This window comes from Methanosarcina sp. UBA289 (assembly GCA_002496565.1).
Taxonomy (GTDB): domain Archaea; phylum Halobacteriota; class Methanosarcinia; order Methanosarcinales; family Methanosarcinaceae; genus Methanosarcina.
In genome coordinates this window covers 836,166-842,388 of record DAKJ01000018.1, presented here as the reverse complement: position 1 = coordinate 842,388, position 6,223 = coordinate 836,166, and the positions used below count along the sequence as shown (strand labels likewise).

Annotated in this window: 4 protein-coding genes; 3 read left to right on the top strand and 1 reads right to left on the bottom strand. The window is 37.3% G+C overall.

Annotation, left to right across the window (positions count from 1 at the left end; translation table 11 throughout):
• Positions 1-749 precede the first annotated feature (749 nt).
• The 3 genes from mfnA to BP549_RS11540 all read left to right on the top strand — a co-directional run bounded on the left by mfnA (position 750) and on the right by BP549_RS11540 (position 5,649).
• Complete coding sequence (gene mfnA, locus BP549_RS11550) at positions 750-1,937, top strand: tyrosine decarboxylase MfnA (protein ID WP_292380713.1); 1,188 nt, start codon at positions 750-752, stop codon at positions 1,935-1,937.
• A gap of 569 nt (positions 1,938-2,506) precedes the next feature.
• On the top strand, positions 2,507-3,601 hold the full coding sequence (locus tag BP549_RS11545; protein WP_292380711.1) for a CBS domain-containing protein: 1,095 nt from the start codon (positions 2,507-2,509) through the stop codon (positions 3,599-3,601).
• A gap of 518 nt (positions 3,602-4,119) precedes the next feature.
• Positions 4,120-5,649, top strand: coding sequence for a TraB/GumN family protein (locus BP549_RS11540; protein ID WP_292380708.1), 1,530 nt, complete (start codon positions 4,120-4,122; stop codon positions 5,647-5,649).
• Positions 5,650-5,859: 210 nt separating this feature from the next.
• Here the strand turns inward: BP549_RS11540 and BP549_RS11535 are convergent, their stop codons facing one another.
• Positions 5,860-6,135 carry a DUF4405 domain-containing protein gene (locus tag BP549_RS11535; RefSeq protein WP_394339079.1) on the bottom strand — a complete coding sequence of 92 codons (276 nt, stop codon included), beginning with the start codon at positions 6,133-6,135 and terminating at the stop codon, positions 5,860-5,862.
• Positions 6,136-6,223 lie beyond the last annotated feature (88 nt).

The window sequence follows — 6,223 nt, the reverse complement described above, 5'->3', positions numbered from 1 at the left end:
AGTAAGTAAGTAAGTAAGTAAGATGTGAAAATAGAGAGAATTAAGGAAGACCCCTTTATTTCAACTGGAAAGTTTATATACCCCCCAGGCCCCATAATTTCCATTAAAGGGATTTGAAGTTTGAAGCAGCAAAATAAAAATTCATTTTATTTTGCTAGTTTACAAAATAATGTTGTTTAGTTATGAAATTAATACTATATATAATTTATCAATAGAAACTTCGGTTTATTTCTAGATAAAACTTTATTAATAAAGAAAAGTTGGATTAAAAACTAGCATACTTTTGGAAAAATAAATCCATCAAAAAAACAGAATTTTTTGGATCCATATTTTATTTTACATGTTTTGAGAAAATTATTTTTCTAGGCCAGTGAGAATCTTTCCAATCGAAATATAGGGGTCTCTCTCTGAAACAAACATTAATAGGAAATACATATTATTACAGTGATTTTATTACAATACCTTCCTTCTGAAATCTCTACTGTCTTTACTTCACTATCATTCTTTAATTATTTTTAAAGTTTATACTGTTTCTCTTCTTTTATCTTCTTTCTTTTATCTTCTTAATACTTCCTTATCCTGTTACTGCTTACATATCTCTTTTGTGGAACTTTTTCTTAGTTCTTCTTAACTCACTAATTAATATATTGACGTTAAGTTCCTCTGATGTGTGGTTAGGAGAGTTACTTGATAAGTTAGCAGTTATATTCCATAAATCTTTTAAACAAAACTGGTTTTACTTTATCCATATGAATGAGCAGGGTCTTTCTGAGAAAGAGATATTTTCCTATTTGGAAAATGTAAAGTCAGAAGATACGGATTACTATAGGGTTCTAAGCTCAATGTGTACTCATCCGCATAGAATCGCGGTTGAGGCTCACAGGATATTTATTGAGACTAATCTAGGTGACCTGGGACTTTTTGCAGGCGCCCACAGACTGGAAAAAGAAGTAATCGGGATGCTGGGAGAACTTCTTCATGCTCAATCTGTTGAAGTTCCTTCTGGAGAGTCTTGTAAGAGTTCGGTTTGCGGCTATCTTACAACAGGAGGTACAGAATCCAATATTCAAGCTATCAGAGGCATGAAAAACCATGTAACTGCGAGAGGAAAAAAGTTAGGTGAGAACCTCAATATAGTTGTTCCTGAGTCAGCTCATTTTTCGTTTGATAAAGTCGCCAATATGATGGGTATTGAAGTTAAAAGAGCTACTCTGGATTCTGAATTCAAGGTGGATATCAAATCTGTGGAAAACCTGATAGATACAAACACTATTGGACTTGTAGGGATAGCAGGAAACACTGAATTCGGCCAGGTAGACCCTATCGAGGAGCTTGCAAAACTTACTCTGGAGAATGAGCTTTTCCTTCACGTTGATGCGGCTTTTGGAGGGTTTGTGATCCCATTCCTTGAAAATCCATACTCTTTCGATTTCAAAGTTCCAGGTGTGACCTCCATTGCAATAGATCCCCATAAAATGGGCCTTTCTACAATCCCGTCAGGTGCCCTGTTATTCAGATCTCCTTCATTTCTGGATTCCCTCAAGGTAAATACTCCGTATCTTACAACAAAGGCGCAGTTTACTCTCACAGGCACCCGGAGCGGTGCTTCAGCCGCTGCCACGTATGCAGTCATGAAATATCTTGGGCGTGAAGGATACAGAAAAAATGTACAGTATTGCATGCAACTTACCGCAAAGCTGGTCGAAGAAGCTCGAAAACTAGGTTTCGAACCTTTGATCGAACCTGTAATGAATGTAGTTGCCCTTAGAGTTCCGAACCCTGATCTTGTACGCGAACAACTCCTAAAAAGATTCGATTGGAATGTCTCAATTACCCGGAATCCAAGATCTCTTCGCCTAGTTCTTATGCCTCACAATACATCTCAGGATGTAGAAGAATTCCTGCAAGATCTAAAAAAAGTAACAGCAGAACTTTAAATCTTACTTCTTTTTATCCAATTTTCCTTAAGTATTTACTTCCCTTAATATTTACTTATTTTCTTTACTCAATTAATTTACCTAACTCTTGCTTATCCCATAACTTTCTTCTATTTTTATTGTAACTTAATTCTTTATACTTCTCTAACCCATTTCGTTTCAATTCTATTTTCCTTAATTGTATTTTCTTTAGATTTTTTTCTTTAGATTTTTCCTAGATTTCTTATATTCTCCTTACTTCTGCTTCTCCTAGTATCTTTTCTATAGCCTGTTTATTTACTAATCAAGCACAAACAGATTTGTATAATATTATCGCCAAATAATAAATAGGGTCAGTTATTTTTATGAAGGAAATTTTACAAGACGGCTTTATGAGAGAAATTACAAAGAGAATTTATAAGTGGATTTAGCGAATCGAATTTAGGGGAACTTTCTTTACCTTATATTTAATCTCGAACTTCAAGTTAAGGTTTATAACTTAATAAAGATATAATAAACCACAGCTTTTGAAGTTCAGATTCAGTTTTATGATTTGTTTAATGTTTAAATGAGAATGGGGGTATTTATTCGTGAAGTCATCATTGAAAATTGGAAGTGTAATGGGTGTACCTATCAGATTGCACATTACTTTTCTTCTCATACTACCCATATTTGCTTATGTGTTTGCAATCAACCCGCAGCCTTTCGGTTTTAGGGGAGTTGAGCCACCTATCACAAAGTATTCGCTTTCAGTCTTGACCGCAATCCTGCTTTTTGCTTCGATCCTTTTACATGAACTTGCACATTCATATATGGCAATGCGTTACGGGGTCAAAATTGAGAGCATTACTCTCTTTCTTTTTGGGGGAGTATCGGCTATGGAAGAGATGCCCAGAAAGCCTGGGCAGGAAGCAAAAATGGCTTCTGCCGGGCCTCTCACAAGTCTTGTAATAGGTTTTGTGTGCATGTTTATCTACGGAAATCTTATTTCCCCTAACCCTGTACTCTCTCAAAACCCAGTATACCTCACTATCTGGATTCTTGGAGTTATGAACCTAGTACTCGGAATCTTCAATCTGCTGCCCGCTTTTCCAATGGATGGAGGTAGAGTACTTCGTTCTTTTTACGCAAGAAGAATGTCTTATGTGAAAGCTACCCAGAGTGCAGCAGCTGTAGGGAAATTTTTTGCTATTCTTATGGCAATTTTTGGAATTCTAGTAGGCAATCTCTGGTTCCCTTTGATTGCACTCTTTATTTATGTCGGCGCATCTGAAGAGGAACGTTCTACTCGAGCCGAAGTAACACTTGAAAATATTCTAGTCAGGGATATTATGGCCAGGGATGTGGTTTCAGTCAGTCCTTCCATGAGCGTTGAAGATCTGGTCAAATTCATGTTTGAGAATAAACATATGGGGTATCCTGTGGTGGAAGGAGACAGCCTGAAAGGAATTGTGACGTTTACAGATATCCAGCATATTCCCTCTTTTGAGCGTCCAGTGGCTAAGGTCTCGGATATTATGACCAGAGATGTCATCTCGGTACCTTCGGATGCACAGGCAATTGATGTTTTGAAACTCATGTCATCTAAAAATATTGGGAGGGTTTTGGTTGTTGATAACGGATTGATTGTAGGGATCCTTTCAAGGACTGATCTTGTACGGGTTCTGAGACTAAGGTCAGAGTAACTCCTAAATACTCTAAATTAAAGGATAGATTCTAAAGCCGAATGCATCAAGAAAGAAACTAGTAAAAGAAGTTTATTAATTGTTTCTCAGGGAAGTGATTAAAAAGAAGTTTATCAGAAATTTATAAGAGATTTTATTGAAAAGAAGTTATTAAACCAAATTTTCATCGAAATTTCATCGAAAAATATTTTTATTAAAAGATACGACTTTCTTAAGTCCTTCATAAACAAGACGCCTACGAAATTATATGAAATTACAAATTACATTAGAATATACAGATATGTTTATAAAGAATTATATAAAATGATAATTATACAAACTATGGATAAAACCTGAAGGCAGCAAAATATAAATTCCTGGCAGATAATTACCACCACTTAATTATCTGCTTATACTAAGTTCTTTTATAGCTTAGTTGTTTTATCTGAAGGCTCTAACTGCTCATTCGATTAAAGGTTATCCTTCAAGTGTATGTACCTCACGCGTCACTTTAACTCGTCGCAGCAGAGAGATTAACAATGGACAAACCTGAAATTACAGATTCTCAGGACAAGGATCCTGACTACAGTTTTCATAGTTCATCTCAGGAGTCAATATATTCTATGGACAAACTTATGACCGAATCCGCAGAAAACACCATTTCTGTTGGAAAGTCTAAAATTTCTGGTTCTTCAATTAACATGCCGGAGGAAGACAAAACTTCTGTGCCGGCATTCCAAACAAAAACTGGCGAGCTTGAAAGAGAGCTTGACATAAGTTCCGAAATTATTGCAGAATCTGTTCCTGATTCAGCTTCCGAAGTTTTAATTCCTTCACCTCCCCAAGTATCGGATGCTTGTCAGGATGAATACCAGCCGTCAAAAATTGTGCTTATAGGAACCGCCCACGTCTCGGAAAAGAGCGTTGCCGAGGTCAAGGCTGCTATCAGAGATCTAAAGCCGGATATTGTAGCTGTCGAGCTTTGCAGGGGACGTTATGATTCACTGAAGGGTAATGTGCAGGAGAAGCAGGTTCCTATCAAGGAAATTCTCTCTGAAGGCAAGGTCAATTATTATATTATTCACTGGCTGCTTGCCTATGTTCAGAAGAAGATCGGTGATGACATGGGTGTAAAACCCGGAGCCGAGATGCTTTCCGCTATAGAGGAAGCCGAGTTTATTGGAGCCAAAGTTGCCTTAATTGACAGGGATATTCAGGTTACCCTTCAGCGTTTCTGGGGAAAGATGAAATTCCTGGAAAAAGTCAAGATGATTGGCTCGCTGCTAGGTGGCCTCATAGGAATTGGAAAAGGAACCGAAATTGATATAGATAAAATTACAGAAAGTGATGTTGTTACTGGCCTTGTAAATGAGCTCAGAGATTTTGCCCCGACCGCAGCTGAGGTTCTCATTGATGAAAGGGACGCATATCTTGCAGGAAGCATCCTTAAGGTTGCGGCAGGTGGAAATAAAACTGTTGTCGTGGTAATTGGAGCTGGGCACAAGCCAGGGGTAATTAAGTACCTGAAGAATCCAAAAAGCGTTCCTTCCCTGAATAGTCTTATGCAGGTTCCAAAGAAACGTATAAGCCTGGGAAAAGTTGTTGGTTTTGCTTTTGTTGCCGTTATAGTTGGATTCTTTTTACTACTGATGTTTTCCGGCGTTCCGCTGAACACCCTTTTGATGGCTTTTGGATGGTGGTTTATTATTACAGGAACCCTGAGTGCAGTTGGTACTCTGCTAGCAGGCGGCCATCCTTATTCAGTTCTGACCGCCTTTTCGGTTGCTTGGCTAACTACTTTGCACCCGCTAATTGCTGCAGGCTGGTTTGCTGGGCTTGTAGAAGCAAAACAGCGAAACCCTACCACCGCAGATATAAAAGCTCTGGGAGGAATAGAAACCTTCAGGGAGATGTTCAAAAATAGGTTCATGAGAGTTCTCCTTGTCGCTAGCTTTGCAAATCTAGGAAGTATGACAGGAACTTTCCTTGGAGCTTATGTCATGATGCAGGTTACTGGCATTGATCCGAGGGATATTCTCCTTGCCGGCTTCCATGCAATTGGACTTTGAATGTTTGATAAGTGACTTGAAGGTTTAATAAGATTCTGAATTTTGATTAACCTTTTTTAAGGATCCTTCTTACGGGAAATTCCTTTTTCTTACTCATTTCTTTATTTTTTTACTCATCTCTTTACTTTTTTACTAATTTCTTTACTTTTTTCTTATTCTTTCCTTCATATTCTTCTAATTTTTCTTTTATATTTTTCACATAGGGCTTCTTCAGTCACCTTTTCCTTTACAAATAACATCTTTCTTTCCCTTTCTAAAAAAGCTCTTAGTAGTATGTACAATCCATTGCCTGTGCAGGATAAGATGAATAATTACGAGAATCACTATCAAGATTCCAGCTTTACTATGTATCCAGAGCCAGGTAGCTTTCGTTAACCCCATATATACAACATATTTCCCTCTTGGAATTCCTGAAGGTATAAAAAAATAAATGAATAGCCCTGTGCTTGCAACTACTAAAAAGAAGATTGTCAGAACAAGGTCTATTAAGTAATTGGTTTTTGTTCTGGTCAGATTTTCACTTCCATTTTTTAGTTTTGTAGAATATAAAAATAAGCTTCTGTAAATACCGAGT